Genomic DNA, 19488 nt, shown 5'->3' on the forward strand with positions numbered 1-19488 from the left:
GGAGCGGGAGCATGAAGTCAGCACTCTTGGGGACTGCGGTCATCATGACGGTACTACTGTCTTCAGTTTTGGCTTTGGCCGATGACACGCTCAAGGGGCTCGTGCCCAAGGAGATCGGCGGTTGGACGTCCGACGGCGCGGACGGCTCTTACGACCGGGACGACCTCTTCGACTATATCGACGGCGCCGCCGAGGTCTATCTGGCCTACGATTACCGGAACGCCTTTGCCCGGCGGTTCGTCAGGTCAGGTCAGCCCGCGATCACGGCCGACCTCTTCGACATGGGTTCTCCCGAAGATGCTTACGGCATATTCACCTTTGAGCGCGAGAGGGAGAGCGCCGGGATCGGTATGGACTCGGAGTACGCGTCCGGATTCCTGCGCTTCTGGAAGGGCAGGTACTTCGTCTCGATCCTTGCCGACACGGATACTCAGGAAGCGGAGAAGGCCGTGAAGAGACTCGGAATGGCTGTCGTGGACGCGATCCCCGAAGCCGGAACCAGACCGCACATCCTCGGGTTTCTGCCGGAAGACACTCTCGTTCAGACGAGCGTCAGGTACTTCCACCGAAAATCCGGTCTGGACTACCAATATTTCCTCGCGGACAAGAACATCCTGAATCTCACCGCACGGACCAACGTCTTGCTCGCCAGGTGCAAGGCTCCCGCCGGTGGAGTCGCTGAGGAAGCTACGGAAGCCCGCGTGATGGTTGTCGAATACCGGCTGCCCGTCAGCGCGGTTCATGCGTACAACTCGTTCACCCGTGCTTACCTTCCCGAGGCGAGGAGCGCGGCTCCAGTTCTGACCGAGGACGGCAAGTTCGCCGTCGCACGACGTTCCGGTCGGTACATCGTGGCTGTTTTCGAGTCGCCCACTGCTGACTTCGCGTCGGCGTTGGCGGACGGCATCATCGCGAAGATAGAGGTCGGAGATAAATGACGGATAGAGAACGCATCATCACCAGACGTGACTTTCTCAGAGGGGCCGCGACTGCGGCCCTGACGGCGGCGGTGGGACTCCCGGTTGCCGCGGACCCAGCCGCCGAGAAGAAGGCGCGGGTCGTACTCATGCGAGATGAGGGAGTCTTGGACGCCGAAGGGAAGATCAACCCCTCAGTCCTCGCGCGGATGCTCGATCAGGCAGTCGCGAAGGCGCTCGGCAAGTCGAAGGCTGCGGATGCCTGGAAGTCGCTTGTCAAGCCCTCCGACATCGTCGGTATCAAGACGAACCACTGGAACAGGCTCCCGACTCCGCCCGAGATCGAGAAGATCATCGCCGAGCGAGTGGCATCTGCGGGCGTGTCGTCAGACAACGTGTTCTGCGACGACAGGGGCTCGAAAGACAGGTTTGCGGCGAGTACGGCCCTGATCAACGTCCGCCCGGCCAGGACGCATCACTGGTCGGGAATCGGCGGGTGCATCAAGAACTACATCATCCTGCACCCGAAGCCCTCGGAACTGCACCCGGAGTCCTGTGCGGCCCTGGGGTCGGTCTGGCACCTGCCCGTCGTCAAGGGCAAGACTCGCCTGAACATCCTTGTGCTCCTCACTCCGCAGTTCTACGGCCGCGGCCCGCAGAACTTCGACCCGGCGAACCTGTGGGCCTACAAGGGCCTTGCAGTCTCGACCGATCCGGTGGCCTTGGACGCGGTGGGCGCGCACCTGCTTCGGGCAAAACGCATCGCTTTCTACGGTGAAGACAAGCCGATTACCCCTACGAGCCACGTCGTCGTCGCGGACGAGAAGTACGGGCTCGGCGTGAGCGATCTTAACAAGATCGAGCTGATCAGGCTCGGCTGGAAGACCGACGTACTAATCTGATCTTCGCAGCATGGAGCACTGACTATGCCTCGCATCACGCGCAGGGACTTCATGAAGGCGGCCGGCGGATTCGTCTCCGCCGCCGCTCTGTCGCCGAATATGCTGCAGAGCGCAGTTGCCGCGGACGGGAAGAAGCTCAACATCCTCCTCTTGATGACCGATCAGCACTGCCATTCGGTGCTGGGATGTGCGGGCAACCGCGTCGTCCAGACCCCGAATCTCGACCGTCTGGCGGGCGAGGGGGCTCGATTCACCAACGCAGTCTGCGCTACCCCCTTCTGCAGCCCTACGCGCGCCTCGATGATTACCGGCAAGTGGCCACACGCCCACGGGATCGTGCAGAACATTGACGGCGCCAGGAGAAGAGGCCTAGACGACAATGTCGAGGCGACGGAGCAGATACTCTTCGACCAAGGCGTTCGGACCTTCCAGATGGGCAAATGGCATCTCGGTGAGGCTGCCGATCTCAGGTGCTATCGCAGGGAACAGGATATGCTCTCGACAGACGCGTACATTCAATCCCGCAGGGCGCTGACCCCGGACATGTGGGACAAGCCGCGCAAGGGCGAGGTGCGCATCGGCGACGTCTGCTACACCCCGGAGATGGCCGAGTATTACAAGACATGGTCCGACGGTAGACAGGGATCGGGGCAGAACCTCTCGATGATCGGGCGATCCCTGCTTCCTGCCCGGCGGAACTACGAGTCATGGCTCGCTGACAGATGCGTTGACCTGATCGAAAAGTACGGCGGGAACCAATTCATGATCACCTGGTCCGCGAATCCGCCCCATGCGGAGTGGATCGTCCCTGACCCTTACTACGGCATGTACGACCCGGCGCGGGTGCCTCTCCCGTCGTCATGGAGCGACCGCCCGGCCGCCTACAGAGACTGTATCGCCGCACAGATGGGCGGCATGATGGGCGAGGCGCGCGCGAGAGAGATGGTTCGGTGCTACTACGGCCAGGTCTCCATGATGGACTGGTGCATCGGCAGGATACTGGACTCACTTCGAGAGAAGGGCCTGGAGGACAACACGCTCGTCATCTTCACGAGCGATCACGGCGATATGCAGGGCTCGCACGGCATGATCGGGAAATCGCTTCCGGGCTACTACGAGGAGATCGTCCGAGTGCCGCTCATCGTGCGCTGTCCCGGTGTCATCAAGCCCGGCACGGTCATCGATACGCACGCGAACACCGTTGATCTCGCGCCGACACTCCTCGAGTTCGCGGGCCGGAAGCCTCTAGAGGATTCCCAGGGTGTATCGCTCCGGCCGCTGCTGGAGGGTGGGGCGAAAAGCGACGACAGGCCGGGCTTCTGCGAGCGCGGGCTCGGCGACACGGGAGGCTGGAGTCGGATGGTCCGGACCCGCGAGTGGAAGTATGCGTACTTCAGCGACGGCCGCAGGGAGCTCTTCAACCTGGCTAAGGACTCCGGTGAGGTCAAGAACCTCCGCGAAGACACGGGTGCATCGGCGGATATGAAGGCGATGCACAAGAAGCTCGTCGCCCAGGCAGAGAAGAGCAAAGACCCTGCGCTGGCGCATCTCGTCAAGGTATGACGGTGCGCAGAGACGCGGACTGAGAGCTGCGAGGGGCGGGAGCCGTCGGTTCCTGCCCCTCGCGCGTGCCTACCTTAGCGCTTTGATCGCTGCGGGATACAGGGTGGTTGATTCGATGGAGCGGCGCTCCCTCGCGTAGTAGACGGTCAGGATGCTGCCGTCCTTCAACTCGACCGAACTGGGGTAGGCGCAATCGCCCCCGATGTTGAGGATCGAGAACTGCTTCTTCGCGTCCCAGTCATTGCCCAGCCGACGGAAGATGCCCGCGACTCCGCGCACCTCTCCCGTGCCCAGCCGGTCACGATAAGCTTGGAAGACTACCCCGCTGCTGTGATACAGCAGGTTCGATGCCTGCCCCTGAAGACCCAGCCGCCTGAACGGGGTCCACGTCTTCCCGCCGTCGCGAGACCTGGTTTCATAGATGAACCCGTCGGCATTTGTCGTCCTCAGGGCGCAGATCACGTCTCCTGTGGGGAGTTGGACGAGCGCGGGCTCCTCGAACCGTACCGGATCGTCGGAGTCGTCGTATGCGACTACGGCTATCGGTTCCTTGTCCCAGGTCAGTCCGCCGTCGCGGCTGAACGCCACCGCAGCACCCCACGTCTTGCTTCCTCTCGCCGCGCCGTATATCGGCAGGAGGAGCGTGCCGTCCTTCAATTCCAGGATCTCGTCGGAAGTGGCTTCCCACAGCCAGTCGGTGCCGATCGTCTTCGGCTCGCCGAAAGTCCTGCCGCCGTCATCTGAGCCGGACACGAGCACCTTGTTGGTCTGCTTCGCCGCCCCCGTCGTCCCGGAGTCGCGGATGAAGAAGTTCACCAGTATCCGTCCGTCACGCGTCTGCCTGATCGACGGGTCGCGGTCGTCCATTGGGGTATCGATGATCGTGACCGGCTTGCTCCACGTCTTGCCCTCGTCGGTGGAGCGGACCATCGAGATCTTCGAGTCCGGGCAGACGTGCGCCGTGCCGTTGTAGAAGACGCACAGCAGATCGCCGTTCTTCAGCTTGCACACGGACGGGAACGCGAAGTACTCCGCATCCGTGCTCTTCGCGACGATCCTGGTCTCGATGTGCCCGAGTGCCTTCTCGCGGGCAAAGATGTCGTCGCCGGGATTGACGAGACCGGCCGCCGCGTTCAGCGCTATGAGTGGGTAGATGAGCACTTGGATACCTCCTTAGTCTGCCGGCACGAGCGTGATAGTGAACCTCTCGCCGAACTGCGTGCGGTTCATGGCGTCGAAAGCGAGAGTCACCTCGACCGGTGACTTCACGTTTTCGTACAGACGCGTTTCGACCGTAGCCGACTGCAGGTGGCCGACATTGCGTTTAGGCCGCACAGGTAACGTGTAGCGGTCGGAATGCGCGGAGATGACGACTGTTCCCGTCTCACGCTTTCCTGACAGGAGGGTGGCTTCGCCCAGGTTGGTGAACCCGATTCGCGCCTTCACGGTCGTCCCCGACGCGACTCTGATGCTCCCGTCCTTCTCGGCTCGGACCCACCTGCCGTTCGAGTCCTGAACCTCTACCAGGTCAAACGCCGCATCGAGGTACTTCGGCGGATTGTTCCCGGTGAGCGGCACGTTCCCGACGGCGACCAACGGGCAGTTCGCCGAGGTCGTGCCCGTGCCGTCGGTCCGCAGGCCCGGCGCGAGTCCCTGGTCTATCGCGGCCCAAAACCGCCTCTTGGACGCGTCGTAGATGCCCGCGATGCCCTCGGGGTACTTGTCACGGTCGATCGTGATCCAATAGTCAATCGGCTTCGATGACGGGCCGTTCAGGTACTGATCGGCATATCGGCGGATGACCTTGCTGACCGGCTTGTCCGAACCGTCTGGGTTGATCACCCCGTAATCGCTGTTCTCGCCCACCCTGAATCCGCCGGGGTAGTACCAAGAGTAGAGGCCGTCGGCGCCGCTCTTGATGAGCATCTGGTACCACTGCTCGTAGAACCGCGCCTGGTATTCGAGCTTGTCCTCGGTGCTCCGCATCTGCGAGTTGTCCCACGCGGTGACTCCCTGCTCCTTCCAGAGCATCGGCTTCTCGGGCGCGGCCCAGCGCGCGTATTCGAACTGAAACCAGGCGGGCTTAACCTTCTCCCAGCTGTCGCCGATGCGCCCATACGCCTCCGGCGCGAGAAAGTCAACCGCCCCTGCCAGGTACGGGAAGTCGTAAGGTATGCGTCCCTCCCAGCGGTAGTTCGGGTTCGACGCCTCTGCCATCCGGAAACTCACCAGGTGGTTCGGGTCTACGCTGCGTATCAGCTGCCGCGCCTCACCGTACTTCTTGTACAGCAGGGTGTCCAGGAAGCGTCGGTATGCGGCCGCCATCACCCGCCACTCGCCGTCTTCCAGTGTCTGATGCGGCTCGGGGTTCGTTATCTTGCCGTTCGCGTCCCTGGTCACTGGGAAGCCCCAGTCCTTCTCGGCGTTCTCCACGCTCCCGTACCGTTCGACTATCCACTTCTCCCACTCGCCGTCCCAGATCACGCGGTCTCGCTGGTGCCCGAACATCGGCTCCCACGCGAGGTCGTATGCGACCACCGTGTCGTTTTCATGCAGGCGCAGGTCGGTGATCATCTCACCGATCTGAGGCCACAGGAAGTCCATTGGCGTGCCGGGGCGAAGAGAGACATCCGCCCTCATTCCGGCGGCATCCAGGCGGCGGAGCAGATCGAGCATGTTCTGGGCCTTGTGGTGGCCGGTATACATGAAGACGCTGACGGCGTTGTAGCCGAGGTCCTTCATGTGATCAATGTCGCGCTGGACGATCTCGGGGTCATACGACCGCGCTCCGATCCAGTGCTCGAAGTACTCGCCGTCCTCGGTCCCCACTCCGGACGACGGCATGTAGTTGACGCCGTGGGCTCGCCATCGCTTGCCGTCGAGCACGAAATCGCCGTCCTCGGTGGTGACGAAGTGCCTGTCCCTCTTCGGAGTCCACACGTTGACGGGGTGCGTGACTCTGTCAACGACCTTGCCGGCAACGAGCAACTCCGCCGTGGCGATGTAGCCGCCTTCCGGCCACCTCTCCGGCTTCCAGTTCCTTGCGAGGTTGGCGTTCTGGCCGGCGTCGTGCGTGAGGGTGAACTCCGCGTCGGTAGCGATCCGGCCGCTCTTCGCCTCCGTGATGACGACCCGCGCCTTCACCGTCCTTGGAGATTCCTTCCCGAGGTTGGCGACGGTTGCCCCCAGCATGATCTGCTGATCGTCGAAATAGGTGTAGAAATCGGTGCCGGCGTCAACGAAGAATTCGCCTTCCAGCATTCTCTCCGCGATCTGTCGGACGAGCCCGAGCGCGGCCGGCGACTTGTACCAGTCTGTGCCGCCGATCCCGAAAGATGCCCAGACGCCCCCTTTGAACGGGCCGTCTGCGTGTGCGATCATCGTGACGGGCGTCCCGCGCCACTCGCCGCCGGCGGTCTCGGCCTGAACGAGTGGTATGTAACGCCATGCCCTGCCTTTGTCGAACCCGCCGCCGCCTGGCCTCGGGTGCGGAGATCGGATGATGCCGGGAACGTCGAGTTTGGTCTCGCCGGCGACGGTTTGGTCCTCGCGCACGCTCAGCGATGCCGCGCCGGTCGAATCGAAGAACTTGTAGCCCGGCGAGAGTATGTCGAGCCTCGGAGGGTCAAACGCTCCGAGTACCTCCTCATACTCCGCAGTCATCTGTGCCGTGCCGAACGGGCCGACCCAGTATTCCTGCCTGCCGATGACGGCGCCCATGTGAGTGTGCGCCATGCCGAAAGACATCCGAACGGCGTTCTCCGGCTTCAGGCGGTCGCCCCGGAAGCCGCGATTCGGATTGCTCAGCCAGTACTTGAAATCCTCCGGGACGAGTACGTACTGCCGCCACTCCGGGTAGAGCGGAACGACGGCTATCCACCGAGAACCGTCGTTCTCCACCCACTCGATCGCCAGTTGGGTCGTCAGCGGTCCGCCCTTGGCCGAGAAGACGGTCAGTGTGTGCCCCGCGGGGAAGGCCTTCTCGATGTCCGCTGCGACGCCATAGGTGTCCCAGGAGGTCAGGTTGGGGATGACGACGTGCGCCGAGCGCGTTCCGGCAGCCGGACCCTGGTCAACGATCTCTATCGTGGACGGCTCCCTATCGTTGTCGCTCGCCCTGTGCCAGTCCGAGGCCTTCCCGGACTTGAAGTCGTAGATGACATGCGGCGGCGGGGTCCCCGCTTTTGCCCGCTGATAGTCGTCGAGGGTTATCCACTTCCCGCCTGCCATGATATATGCCGTCTGCCACATCGGCGCATTGAGCGCGATGATGTCGCCGCCCGCCTTCAGGAATGCCTCGATCGCCCCGGTGGACTTCGCCGGCAGCGCGGCCGAGTTGGGCAGCACCAGGAGGTCCGTGTCCGACCACCCGTGGCCGCAGATGTCCTCTGCGCTGAGAGAGCGGATCTCGTAGCCGGCCTGACGGATCTGCGCCTCGACCAAATCTGAGAGCGCCGCGTCGTCTCCCGGCAATTGGCTCTTGAGGATCACTGCCTTTGCCCCAGTTGCCGCCGCGGACGCTGCCAGCGCGAACGTTAGACAGAACGTGATGAGAAATCTGTGGATGTCAACTGCCATCAGACCGAACCTCCTGCTTGCCGTGAGCCGCACTATTCTCGAGCGCTATGTTCGCCCGCCGCGCGCTCGAGTCCTGCCGATGCTGACGAACGGTTGCGCGGCGTGCTATACTACGCAGGCAGGGAGGTTATCCATATGCTGTACGCGGTCGCGCTGTTGGGTTGTATCGTAACGGCTCAGAATGCCGATATCGGATTCACATCGCTTGTCGGTCAGGTCTCTCGGGAGTACCCTCGCCACAGCGAGGGCGACATTGTCGAGCTCGATGACGGCACGCTTCTGCTCGCATGGACGAGGTTCACCGGCGGTGGCGCGGATCATTCCACCGCTCACATCGCGGCGATGACGTCTGAGGACGGCGGGCTCACGTGGTCCGAGCCGTATGTCATCCAGGAGAACACCGGCAAGCAGAACGTGATGTCGCTCAGCTTCCTGAGGCTGAAGTCGGGGAAGATCGGCATGTTCTACCTCGAGAAGAACAGCAACTCCGATCTTCAGGTTCACTTCCGCTACTCGGCGGACGAGGCAAAGACGTGGGGGCCGATTCAAAAGGTCCCGACGCCCTCCGGCTACAGCATCGTCAACAACGACCGGATCATTCAGCTCAAGACCGGGCGGATCATCGTTCCGATCTCGTACGAGTTCGACATCAGCGTAGCCGATGATCCGCTGCTGGTCTTCTGCATGTATTCCGACGACGAGGGCAGAACTTGGAAGCGCTCGGTCCCCGATCTGAAGTGCCCGCAGAGAGGCGCGATGGAGCCCGGAGTGGTGGAACTTGCGAACGGCCGTGTGCTGATGGTCATCCGCAACCAGACGGGCCGCGTCTACAGCAGCTTGTCCAAAGACCGAGGGGCGACGTGGTCCGAGGCTCAGCCGACGGATGTGAAGTCGCCCGAGTCGCCGGCGACGATCAAGCGCATTCCCGGCACGAGGAACCTGCTCCTTGTGTGGAACAACAATGGAACGGGTAGCAGGCAGCGCTCGCCGCTTACCGCTGCTGTTTCGAAGGACAACGGCAAGACCTGGCTCAATGTGAAGAACATCGAGGACGACCCCACGTCGAACTACGCGTACGTCAGCGTCGACTTCGTGAAGGACCGCGTGCTTCTGACCTACTACGACAACCCGAAGGGTGGGGGTTGGAACCTGCGCTTCCGAAACATCCCGCTGAATTGGTTCACTGAGTGAACGCTCAGAGAGAAGGCAGCCTGCTCATGCAGGCTGCCTTCTCGGTCAACTGCCATCGGTGAACTCAGGTTACTTCGTCAGTACAGCGCCCTTGTACTTCGGCTGCTGCTTCGCGACATCAACACCCATCTCCTTCAGGATGGTCGGGGCCAAGTCGCGCTGGTCGCCGTCTCTGGCCAGGGTCTTGAGGTTCGACGCCAGGAAGACGTACGGCGCGTTGCTGTGCGATGTCTTGCCCTCGTCGAATCCGTGGTCTGCCGTAACGAAGACCATCGTCTTGTCATAGATGCCGAGTGTCTTCAGCTTCTTCAGGCATTCGCCGAGCATCTTGTCGCAGCTGATGATGGCGTCGTTATACTCTTTCGAGTTCTCGCCATGGTTGTGGCCCATGTGGTCCGGATCGCTGTAGTGGAAGAACGCGAAGAAGCGGCCCTTGGAGTACTTGTCCAGATATCCGAGCATCAGCGGGCCGACTACATCGTAGGTGCGACCTTTCTCGCCGTCCCACACATCGAGGGCCTTTGCGGTATTCAGGAACGGTTCGCCGTCAGTGTTCTGGATGACTCCCTTGAGGTTCTGAACCGTGGCCTTCCTCTTCCTGGCGGCCTGCGTCGCGGCATCCGGGTCCTCCAGGCCGGTAACGGTGGCGTTGGCCGGTTTTCCTCTGCCGCCTGACTTTGCCTGAATCTGCGCGAGCTTCGCCTTCGCAGCCTTGATATCCGCGGGCTTGGAAGGAGGGCAGGCGCCGACGTGATGGGTCTTTGCCGTGAGCATGATCGTGGCGACTTTGTCCTTGCCGTACGTCTGGTCCAAGCGCTCGAAGATCGAGTAACCCGCCGGTATGGCCCTGAACTTCCCGTTGCTCATTACGCCGGTGACGTCCGGATCGTATCCGGTGAGCATCTGAGTGTGTCCGGCCTTCGTGTCAGTGCTGTGGCTGGTCACATCCATCTTTACCGTCTTGCCCTCCGCGATGAGCTTGGCCAGGTTGGGAAGCTCCCCGCGCTTGAGGCATTCGTTGACATGATCCCTCTGGGCCCCGTCCCATGAGAACAGGATCGCGTTCCGCTGGGCCGTCGGCGTGGCCTCGTTGAATGCGAGCGCCGGAATGCACGCCGCGGCCAGAACCAGTGTCAAGATCAGAAATGTGCGTACCCTACTCAATCCTTTACCTCCTGGTAGCTGTTTGTCTTGCTCTTGGTGTAGACGCTCATCTGCCACCGAAGTTCACTGCATATCCGGCGGAGGACTCGGCCGAGCAGGCGGCGAAAAGCCTGTTAGGACGGAGCGGCGTAGCATAGGCGGAGGCAATAGCGTGGGCATCGAGTGGAAACGGGACTGGGAGAAGTCGCGGGAGCGGTTCGAGGCATGGTGGCACGGCGAGGTTGTAGATCGCCCGCTGCTTCAGGTGTTTGCGCCGAGCGATGACGCGCCCGACGAACCGATGCCGGCCTACGACTCGCTCGAGGCCCGGTACCTGGACGCCGACTGGCGCATCCGCAGGCTGGAGTGGGAGATGGCCCGCACGTACTACGCGGGCGATGCCTTCCCATACGTCGATACGCACATAGGCCCGGGAACGCTCTCTCTCTACCTTGGTGCGCGGCCCGAGTTCCATCACAACACCGTCTGGTATCACAAGTGCGTGCACGACATACCGAACGGCAAGCCTCCCGTGTTCGACGAGCAGAATCCTTACTGGCAGGCGAGCCTCCGCATCGCGAGGGATTGCGTAGACCACTTCCAGGGACGCGCGCTCGTCTCGTTCCCGGACCTCATCGAGAACGCGGATACGATCTCGTCGCTGTTCGGCAACGAGGAACTGCTCTTCGCGCTCGTCGAGCATCCGGCGAAGGTCCATGAGTTCCAGAGGGCGATCCAGCCGCTGTACATCGAGTACCACAGGCGCCTCTACGAGATCATCAAGGACGAGGTCGGCGGGTCGTGCTTCTCGGCGTTTCGGATCTACGGCAGGGGCCGGATAGCGAAGCTCCAGTGCGACTTCAGTGCGATGATCTCGGCGGCGATGTTCGAAGAGTTCGTGTTGCCGTACATGTCTGAGCAGTGCCGCCAGCTCGACCACACGGTCTATCACTGGGACGGGACGTGCGCGCTCCAGCATGAGGGTCCGCTGCTTGGGATGGCCGATCTGCAGGCGATCCAGTGGACGCCGGGCGCGGGCCAGCCCGGTATCGGCGACCCGCTCTGGTATCCGTTGTACCGACGAATACGCGCGGCCGGCAAGTCCGTCATGATGCTTGGAGTGACTCCGGGCGAGGCGCAGGCCCTCGTCGAGGAGTTCGGCCCTGAGGGTCTGGATCTGGTCGTGAATGCCGACTCGCACGAGGAGGCTGACGACCTGGTCCGCCTCTCATACGGCTGGAGGAAACGGGTCTGAACGAATGCCGACTGGGGCTGGTGAAACGTGAAGGGAACGTCCTTGGGTCGCGGGAACATACCCGCAGATTTCGGCCGGCGGAGGAACTATGGCGGACAGCGCGTCTGAAGGGATGAAGCCCCCGGAAACGTCTCCCTGGAAACGCTCTCTCTCGGTAATCGGCAGTTTCCGGGGCGTCGCCGCCCTGATCGCCGTGTTCCTTCTAGGCGTGTTCTTCACGCCGGTGAAGCTGGACACGGGGTTGCCGATCTTCCTCGATCCGCAGACGCAGTCGAGCATCCTTTTTGAGTACGCGGAATACGGCATCCTCGCGACGGGCATGACGCTGGTTATCCTCACGGGAGGTATTGATCTCTCCGTCGGCTCGGTCCTCGGTTTTGCTGCCACTCTCTTCTCGCTGCTCGTGATCAAGTACGGATGGAATCCGGGCACTGCATTCCTGGTGACGCTCCTTGCGGGAGCATCCCTGGGAAGCGTCAGCGGGTTCCTGATCTCGAGGTTTCGAATGCAGCCGTTTGTGGCGACCCTGGCGATGATGGTCGCCGCGAGAGGCGCCGCCAAGTGGATTTCCGGCGGCATCAAGATCCAGCCCGGCACCGACGCCACCTACGCCTACCAGAGCGGGACTCCCGAGTTCTACTCCTCGATGACGTCGAAGCTTCCGGGGGTGGGGATGCAGCCCATCACGCTGATGTTCCTGGTCACCATCCTCATCATGCTGTTCGTCGTTCGGTACACGCGATTCGGAAGGCATCTGTACGCCATCGGAGGGAACGAAGAGGCCGCGCGCCTGTCGGGGATAAACGTTGCGACCAGCAAGTTGGGGGCGTACGTGCTCTGCGGTGGGCTGGCGGCGATGGCGGGTGTCGCCAACGCATGCAGGCTCGAGCTCGGCAACCCCGAGTCCGGCGCGACCTACGAACTCGATGCGATCGCCGCGGTGGTCATCGGCGGCACGAGCCTGATGGGCGGTCGAGGCGGTATGTTTCTTACCCTGATAGGGGTGCTGATCATAGCCTACATAGATAAGATTCTGAGCATAAACAACGTCGAACCGGCATTGCGTCTGCTGGCGAAAGGCGGTATCATCGTCGCCGCCGTTCTCATCCAGCAGAGCAGAAAAGAGTAGAGGAGAGTAACATGCGAAATCCGTGGAAGCTGTTCGTTGTCGTGGCTGTCGTTGTCGTCGCGGCGTCATTTGTGGGCTGCTCCAAGCAGCGGTCGGCGGGGAAGAAGGGTGCCGCCGAGAACCCATGGGTGATCGGCATGTCGCAGTGCAACCGGGGCGAGCCCTGGCGGGTCCAGATGGACGCCGACATCAAGGCGGCCGCCGAGGCGCATCCCGAGGTCAAGGTCCTTTTCAAGGACGCCCAGAACAAGGAGACGATCCAGCAGGACCAGGTCGGCGAGTTCGTTGCTCAGGGCGTCGACCTGATCATCATCAGCCCGAAGGAGTCGCGGCCGCTTACGAAGCCGGTCGCCGATGCCATGGCCGCCGGCATCCCCGTGATCGTGCTCGACCGCAAGGTAGAAGGTGACAAGTACACCTGCTTCATCGGTGCGGACAATGTGCTGATCGGCAGGAAGGCGGGCGAGTATATTGTCAAGAAACTGGGTGGCAAGGGTAAGGTCGTGGAGCTTCAGGGGCTGATGACCTCCACCCCCGGTCAGGAGCGGCACAACGGATTCCTGGAGGGAATCAAGGGCTCCGGCATCGAAGTCGTGTTCGCAGCGGACTGTGCGTGGCTCGAGGATAACGCCCAGAGGGAGATGAAATCGGCGCTCTCTCGCTTCGCGGAGATTGATGCCGTCTACGGGCACAACGATCCGAGCGCTCACGGTGCGTACCTTGTCACCAAGCAGGAGGGCAAGGGCCGCGAGAAGCAGATCGAGTTCGTCGGCATAGACGCGCTCCCCCACGAGGGTGTGCGCTACGTGAGGGAAGGTATCCTTAGTGCCACCTTCCAGTACCCGACCGGCGGTCCGGAGGCGATCGAGACCGCGATCAAGATACTCAAGGGCGAGCAGGTCGAGAAGAACATCACCCTGGGCACCAAGATATACACCATGGACAACGTGGGCAAAGGTGGAGAGGGGCTCTAGTATTACAGAAACCGTCATTCTGTGAGCAACTCGGGATGACAACCGCGATGCTACCGTGAGGAGGTCGTCGTGCTTCGATCCGCTTTGTTGATACTCCTGATCATCTGTGTCATCTGTGCTCTCCCTGCATATGCCGGGGTGAAGTGGGACTTCGAGGACGGGACGCTTCAGGGCTGGACCGTTGTTTCGGGCGACGCCGGCCCTCAGCCGGTAGACAAGAGCGACGACCGGTACGGCGGCAACTTCAACAAAGAGGGCAAGTACTTCATCGGCACATACGAGAACGTGAAGGATGACGCCGAGGTGGAGTACCTGTCGCCAGAGTTCGTGATCTCGGCGGATACCATGACGCTTCTGATCGGCGGAGGAAGCCTTCTGGACCGAACCTATGTTGCCCTCTACGTCGATGGCGAGGAGGTCTACCGCGAGACTGGAGCCAACTCCGAGCAGATGCAGCGCAGGTATTGGGACGTCTCCGCCTACCGCGGTCGGACGGCGCATGTCAGGATCGTGGACCGCGAGCGCGGCGGCTGGGGTCACGTCAACGTTGACGACATCAGGGAACTGACCCCCGCGGAGCAGGCCCGCATCGAGGCCGAGAAGCTGCGGCGCGAGGCCGACGGCAGGCGCTGGATGGAAAGCCTCATGAAGAGCGACGGCAGAAGGGCGTACGCCGGTGCGGAGCTGAGGGACCTCGCCATGCCACTCGGAGGAATAGGCGCGGGGAACATCGCGGTCTGCGGCGACGGCGCGCTTCGCGAGTGGCAGATATTCAACAAGGTGAATGCCGGGTGCGTCGTTCCCGGCGGATTCTTCGCCATCTGGGCAAAGCTGGCGGACAGAGCCCCGGTCGCGCGACTGCTTCAGACCGCCCCGGTCGCGGACCTGCCCACTGTTGGCGCGACTGAGTTCATAGGGGAGTTTCCGATTGCGGAAGTGATCTATAGGGATGACGATCTGCCCGTCAGTGTGCGGATGGAGGCCTTCTCGCCGTTCATTCCGATGAACGCTAAGGATTCCGGAATCCCCGGGATCGTATTCTCGTTCAGGGTCCGAAACCCGGGTTCGCGGGCCGTCTCAGTCTCGCTCGTTGCATCGCTCCAGAACGCCGTGAACTACGACGGGCGCACTCAGATGGACGGCGTTCGGTTCGAGGGCTACGGCGGCAACTTCAACGAGGTCTTCGTCGGGAAGGACTATACCGCCGTCAGCATGAAGAACCCGTCGCTCTCCCCTGACGACAGGCAGTTCGGGACGATGACCCTGGCCGCCCTCTCGGACGCCGCGACGGCGAACCCCCAGTGGGACTCCTATGAGATACTCTGGAACGACTTCTCGGACGACGGCAGGATATACTCGATCGGCGCCCCGAGGCCGAGCCGTACCGGGCGCACGTGGAACGGCTCGATCGCCGTGCCGCTCGAACTCAAGCCCCGCCAGGAGGGCACGGTCTCCTTCGTTGTCACCTGGCACTTTCCCAACTTCTACGCCGATTACCAGGATAACCTCGCGAAGTACCGTATCGGGCGGAACTATGCCAACGTTTTCGGGGACTCCGACGCCGTATCGCTCTACATTGCGGACAACATCTCCCGGCTATCGCGGGAGACCCGGCTTTTCCGCGACAAGTTCTTCGACAGCACGCTCCCGTACTGGTTCGTCCAGCGCGTGGGCGCTCCGGTCAGCACACTGACCAGCCAGACGATGCTCTGGATCGAGGACGGCAGCTTCCACGGGTTCGAGGGCTCGGGGGATCACGGCTGCTGCCCGATGAACTGCACGCACGTTTACAACTACGAGATGGCCCTCGCGCACCTCTTCCCGGAACTCGAGCGCAACATGCGCGACACAGACCTCAATGTGCAGCAGATGTCGAGCGGCGCGGTCCACCATCGGACTGTGCTCCCGCTGTCCCTCCCGAGAGCCTCGGGGACTTTCGTTGACGGGCAACTCGGCACGATCCTCAAGAGCTACCGCGAGTATCGCCTTTCCGCCGACCGCGCGTGGTTCGACGGTATGTGGCCGAAGATCAAGCTGGCGATGGACTTCGTGATCCGCGAGTGGGATCCGAACGGCGATGGGGTGCTCGTCAATGAGCAGTGGAATACCTACGATGCCGCCATGTACGGCCCGAACACGTTCATCGGCACGATGTACCTCGCCGCACTGAGGGCATCGGAGGAGATGGCACGGGTGGCCGACGACGAGGCCGAGTCGGCCCGCTACCGCTCGATCTTCGAGTCCGGGAGCGAGCGGCTCGACTCCGTTCTGTGGAACGGCGAATACTACGTCCACATAGACGAGAGGCGCGAGGCCGAGGCGCTTGAGGGTGCCCATTGGATCGTGGAAGACTGGCCGCAAAAAGAAGACGCGGGGGCGAACCGTCCCTACGGCGCCGGATGCCATGCCGATCAGCTTCTCGGGCAGTGGTGGGCGCACCTCCTGGACCTGGGTTACCTGCTTCCCAGGGAACGGGTGCGCGCGTCGCTCGACTCGATAATGAGGTACAACTGGCGGTGGGACTTCGCCGAAGTGCCCCAGCAGCGTGTATTTGCGCTGAAGGGCGACAAGGGTCTCCTGAACTGCACCTGGCCGAAGGGAGGCCGCCCCCCGCAGATGACGCTCTACTCCGACGAGGCCTGGACCGGCATTGAGTATGAGGTCGCGGGGCTGATGCTCTACGAGGGGAAGATCAACGACGCCTCCATGGTCGCGCGTGCGGTGCACGACCGGTACAACGGCGTCCCGAACCCGCCTTTCAGGCGCAACCCGTGGAACGAAATCGAGTGCGGCCAGCACTACGCGAGGGCAATGAGCAGTTGGTCGATGCTGACCGCCGCGCAAGGGTTTGCCTACTGCGGGCCGGACGGCTCGATGGGTTTTGACCCGCGGCTCCAACCTGAGAACCACCGCTCGTTCTTCGCGGTCGCGGAGGGGTGGGGGACGTTCGAGCAGAAGCGCACCTCGACAAGCCAGGTGAACACGCTATCGCTCGCCTACGGCGCCTTGAATCTCCGGACGGTCTCGCTTCGCGTGCCCGAAGGCGCGCAGCCGCTCTCCGTATCTGCCGGCGTCGGCAGGCGCGCCATGACGCCGATAGTTGAACGTGATGGGTCGAGGCTCACTCTCCGGTTCACAGAGCCTCTGGAACTCAGGGCAGGTGACAAGCTGTCTATCGAGGCGGATTGGTAGCACCGCCGGCTCGGCGCGTCGCATCGGATGAACGGGACCTCGCCCGGTGCACAGTACCCGGCAAAAGTGACAGGTTTTCGACCTTCTTTCTCAAACAGCGTTCTTTGGCACGAGTCTTGCACAGGGCTCTACTGTGCGACTTGTCGCACCGTCGGCCTTCTTCGGGCATCGCCCGGGAAGAAAGCAGGGCATCCGAGGGTGACGGCACTCTGCGCGCCGGCAAACGCTGTCTGGAAAAGAGGTGACCGAATATGAGCTTCAGAACGTCTCTCGTCGGGCTCGCGGCGCTGCTGATCTGTCTGTCGGCAAGTTCGTTCGCTGGTCCGGTGCAGAACTATGCCCTGAACAACTACCCGACTGCTCCGAGCAGCAACGCCCCCGGGTACGGCTTTACCTACGAGTCGCTGGTGCAGTCGCCGGGCGACGTCGGCGGCATCGTCTATGACACCTGGTGGTACGACTACTACATCGAGAACAACTCCATAACTAGGAGCATTACGTCCTGGACGTGGCAGGCTGGAGGCGCCTCGGGGACCGTGATCCCGAGTTCGCACCCGTCGGCGGTAAACGATGGCGGATTCCCGCTCGCGCCCGCCGCTAGTGCCAGTCTCTGGGACGCGGAGTACTGCGAGTCGAACTTCGAGGATGAGTTCCCGTTTGCCCAGGTGGTTTCTACCATCTCCTGGGACGACGGTCATACCGAGAACGTGCCTATCTACGTACCGTCCAACGTCGTGCCCGAACCAAGCAGTCTCATCGGACTGGCGTTCGGCGTTGTCCCGTTCCTTCTCCGCCGGAGGAGATGACGCGGCGCGGAGTAGCGAGTCCTTGTTTCGGGGTGGGGCCGGCTGTGGCTCCGCCCCGGTCTTCTCTCGGCCCTCCGCCGGCCCGGACTTGGCTTCGTTTCGCGAGACAGCATCGGCCGATGGCGCTTCATCCCCGCTGGCTGTCAAGCTCTTAGTTGCGGGCGGACGTCCGGTTGAGGTCGCGACGACCGCCGCTGCTCACGATGTCATTCAACGATGCCGCATTCAAGGTTCGCATGCACCCCCATCAGTCTATCCCGCCTACTGCCGACGCTCGACATGGCTGAAGGGCGGGACACGCATTCCCGCCCTTCAGCAACTATCCAATCCGACCTGCAGGCCGGGACCTCCGATCCGAAGCCCCGGCGAGTCAGTTCTTCTCGGCTATTCCCCAAGCCTCGCCGACTCTGACGACAGGCATTCTCGCGTTGCCGCTCAGTTCGAGCGAAGATATGCCTCTCACAATCACAATGTCGCCTGCCTGCAGGCTGCCGAGGTCGCTGAAGTAAGCAGTGACCTTGACCGGGCTCGGCGACGAGCCGTCGGTGATCCAGATCTCACCCTCGCCTACCGATACCACCGTGCCGGTTACCTGCACAAGGAGACCGACATTGTTGGCGCTCACTCTCCCCGTCACTCCGAAAGTCCACGTGTTGAGGTCTCCGCCGCCCAGGTCCCTGCAGCTGATGAGGAGTGCCGATGGTATGAGCATCGGATCCGGCTCAGCCTCGACTACGGTCGCCGGGCTGACGATAGCGCGCTCGCGGTGCTCGTTGAGGCCCATGCTTCCGCCGACGGTGACCAGGGCGCCGGGAGCCGCACCGGCGCCCATGACCAGAATTCCGGAAGACCGGTCCGTCTCCTCGATGTAGTAGGCGCCGCCGAGGTCGGCGGTCACCATCTTGTTCTCCAGGGCTACAGGCGTCCCGTCGGGGAGTGCCTTCGCCTGCGCTATAGTCTGGACGACCGGCGCAACCCGAATGCCGTTCGATGTCCCCGGATCGCTCCAGATACCGCCCTCGCTCCTCGCCTTCACGGATATGAAGTAAGTCGTGCCGGAGATCATTCCGGGCGTCGGGATGTCTATGGTCGCGTCGGTAGCGGTACCGGCAGAGGTCCAGGCGACGACGTCATCGCCCCCGACCGCGGTGCCGACCGCGTACCGGTATTCGGCTATGGCCGATTCCGGATCGCTGCAGTACCAGTAGGCGTTCAAGGCACTCCTTGAGCCCGTGTAAGGTCCGTCGTCGCTTACGATCGGGGTCTCCGGTTTCGTGCCGTCGTATTTGAAGGTGAAGAGTGTCACCCAGTCGGGCGACCGGTTGCCTGCGCCGTCCATCGCGCAGACCCTCAGGTAGTAAGTCCCGGTGTCTGCCGCTGGGGGATCGTACGCCGCCGCGGTCACCTGAGTCTCCGACGTGCCGTCGTCGGCCTCGCCGAAGTACACGTAGTACCCGCCGATTCCCGAGAGCGCGTCCGATGCGCCGCTCCAAGTGAACGACGGGTCGGATACGAGCGACTGCCACTCACCGTCCGCGGCCCCGCCGACCTCGACCGCCGACGTCGGGTTCTCCGGCGGAGTCCCGTCGAAGTTGTACGGCCCGAGCGCGAGCGTCCCGTTCGCATCGCCTTGCGCATTCAGCCCCTGTACGTGCAGATACCATCCGCCGTCGGCCGACGCCGCCGCGACCAGATCACTCGTGTTCCATACCGGCTCGGCGCCGGTGAACGTGTATCCCGCGCTCTGCACCCACGCGTATCGGTATCCGGCAACCGTCCCGGCCCCGAACCCGCCGACCGCCGTGAACGTGAACTCAGGCGTGCCGTACCATGTCCCG

At 62.6% G+C, this 19488-nt stretch carries 13 protein-coding genes; 9 read left to right on the forward strand and 4 right to left on the reverse strand.

The window, feature by feature from the left end:
* The first annotated feature begins 11 nt into the window (after positions 1 to 11).
* The 3 genes from KBC96_03155 to KBC96_03165 are packed head-to-tail and all read left to right on the forward strand — an operon-like array spanning position 12 to position 3382.
* A complete protein-coding gene (locus KBC96_03155) occupies positions 12 to 938 on the forward strand; it encodes a hypothetical protein (protein MBP6963385.1) in 927 nt (308 codons plus the stop codon).
* The gene (locus tag KBC96_03160; GenBank protein ID MBP6963386.1) at positions 935 to 1819 is read left to right on the forward strand and encodes a DUF362 domain-containing protein; all 885 of its coding nucleotides are present in this window, start codon (positions 935 to 937) and stop codon (positions 1817 to 1819) included. The genes KBC96_03155 and KBC96_03160 overlap by 4 nt, the downstream gene beginning before the upstream one ends.
* A 24-nt stretch (positions 1820 to 1843) precedes the next feature.
* Positions 1844 to 3382 carry a sulfatase-like hydrolase/transferase gene (locus tag KBC96_03165; protein ID MBP6963387.1) on the forward strand — a complete coding sequence of 513 codons (1539 nt, stop codon included), beginning with the start codon at positions 1844 to 1846 and terminating at the stop codon, positions 3380 to 3382.
* A gap of 69 nt (positions 3383 to 3451) precedes the next feature.
* Here KBC96_03165 and KBC96_03170 read toward each other — a convergent pair whose 3' ends face one another.
* Both KBC96_03170 and KBC96_03175 read right to left on the reverse strand, forming a co-directional pair.
* Positions 3452 to 4543: an exo-alpha-sialidase gene (locus tag KBC96_03170; protein MBP6963388.1), complete on the reverse strand. Its 1092-nt coding sequence runs from the start codon at positions 4541 to 4543 to the stop codon at positions 3452 to 3454.
* Positions 4544 to 4555: 12 nt separating this feature from the next.
* Complete coding sequence (locus KBC96_03175; GenBank protein ID MBP6963389.1) at positions 4556 to 7960, reverse strand: hypothetical protein; 3405 nt, start codon at positions 7958 to 7960, stop codon at positions 4556 to 4558.
* A 135-nt stretch (positions 7961 to 8095) separates the two neighbouring features.
* Between KBC96_03175 and KBC96_03180 the strand changes: the two genes are divergently transcribed.
* Positions 8096 to 9151: an exo-alpha-sialidase gene (locus KBC96_03180; protein ID MBP6963390.1), complete on the forward strand. Its 1056-nt coding sequence runs from the start codon at positions 8096 to 8098 to the stop codon at positions 9149 to 9151.
* Between the two features lie 69 nt (positions 9152 to 9220).
* On the opposite strand, the gene KBC96_03185 is transcribed toward KBC96_03180, so the two are convergent.
* Positions 9221 to 10315: an alkaline phosphatase family protein gene (locus KBC96_03185; GenBank protein MBP6963391.1), complete on the reverse strand. Its 1095-nt coding sequence runs from the start codon at positions 10313 to 10315 to the stop codon at positions 9221 to 9223.
* A gap of 151 nt (positions 10316 to 10466) precedes the next feature.
* Here KBC96_03185 and KBC96_03190 point away from each other — a divergent pair, with 151 nt between their 5' ends.
* The 5 genes from KBC96_03190 (at position 10467) to KBC96_03210 (ending at position 17650) form a co-directional block, all read left to right on the forward strand.
* Positions 10467 to 11549, forward strand: a complete 1083-nt coding sequence (locus KBC96_03190; protein ID MBP6963392.1) for a hypothetical protein — start codon at positions 10467 to 10469, stop codon at positions 11547 to 11549.
* A gap of 88 nt (positions 11550 to 11637) precedes the next feature.
* Positions 11638 to 12678, forward strand: coding sequence for an ABC transporter permease (locus tag KBC96_03195; GenBank protein ID MBP6963393.1), 1041 nt, complete (start codon positions 11638 to 11640; stop codon positions 12676 to 12678).
* 11 nt (positions 12679 to 12689) lie between these two features.
* A complete protein-coding gene (locus KBC96_03200; protein ID MBP6963394.1) occupies positions 12690 to 13652 on the forward strand; it encodes a substrate-binding domain-containing protein in 963 nt (320 codons plus the stop codon).
* A 69-nt stretch (positions 13653 to 13721) separates the two neighbouring features.
* Complete coding sequence (locus KBC96_03205; GenBank protein ID MBP6963395.1) at positions 13722 to 16844, forward strand: hypothetical protein; 3123 nt, start codon at positions 13722 to 13724, stop codon at positions 16842 to 16844.
* 251 nt (positions 16845 to 17095) lie between these two features.
* On the forward strand, positions 17096 to 17650 hold the full coding sequence (locus KBC96_03210; protein MBP6963396.1) for a PEP-CTERM sorting domain-containing protein: 555 nt from the start codon (positions 17096 to 17098) through the stop codon (positions 17648 to 17650).
* A 370-nt stretch (positions 17651 to 18020) separates the two neighbouring features.
* On the opposite strand, the gene KBC96_03215 is transcribed toward KBC96_03210, so the two are convergent.
* Positions 18021 to 19488, reverse strand: a 1468-nt coding sequence (locus tag KBC96_03215) for a hypothetical protein (GenBank protein ID MBP6963397.1), incomplete at its 5' end; no start/stop codon positions are given.

The sequence above is a fragment of the Armatimonadota bacterium genome (genome assembly GCA_017993055.1).
Taxonomy (GTDB): Bacteria; Armatimonadota; UBA5829; order DTJY01; family DTJY01; genus JAGONM01.

Excerpts from the sequence above, each read along its gene's own strand:
- KBC96_03175 (MBP6963389.1), bottom strand. The coding sequence starts at position 7,960 with ATGGCAGTTGACATCCACAGATTTCTCATCACGTTCTGTCTAACGTTC.
- KBC96_03165 (MBP6963387.1), top strand. The coding sequence starts at position 1,844 with ATGCCTCGCATCACGCGCAGGGACTTCATGAAGGCGGCCGGCGGATTC.
- KBC96_03155 (MBP6963385.1), top strand. The coding sequence starts at position 12 with ATGAAGTCAGCACTCTTGGGGACTGCGGTCATCATGACGGTACTACTG.
- KBC96_03180 (MBP6963390.1), top strand. The coding sequence starts at position 8,096 with ATGCTGTACGCGGTCGCGCTGTTGGGTTGTATCGTAACGGCTCAGAAT.
- KBC96_03200 (MBP6963394.1), top strand. The coding sequence starts at position 12,690 with ATGCGAAATCCGTGGAAGCTGTTCGTTGTCGTGGCTGTCGTTGTCGTC.
- KBC96_03160 (MBP6963386.1), top strand. The coding sequence starts at position 935 with ATGACGGATAGAGAACGCATCATCACCAGACGTGACTTTCTCAGAGGG.
- KBC96_03195 (MBP6963393.1), top strand. The coding sequence starts at position 11,638 with ATGGCGGACAGCGCGTCTGAAGGGATGAAGCCCCCGGAAACGTCTCCC.
- KBC96_03210 (MBP6963396.1), top strand. The coding sequence starts at position 17,096 with ATGAGCTTCAGAACGTCTCTCGTCGGGCTCGCGGCGCTGCTGATCTGT.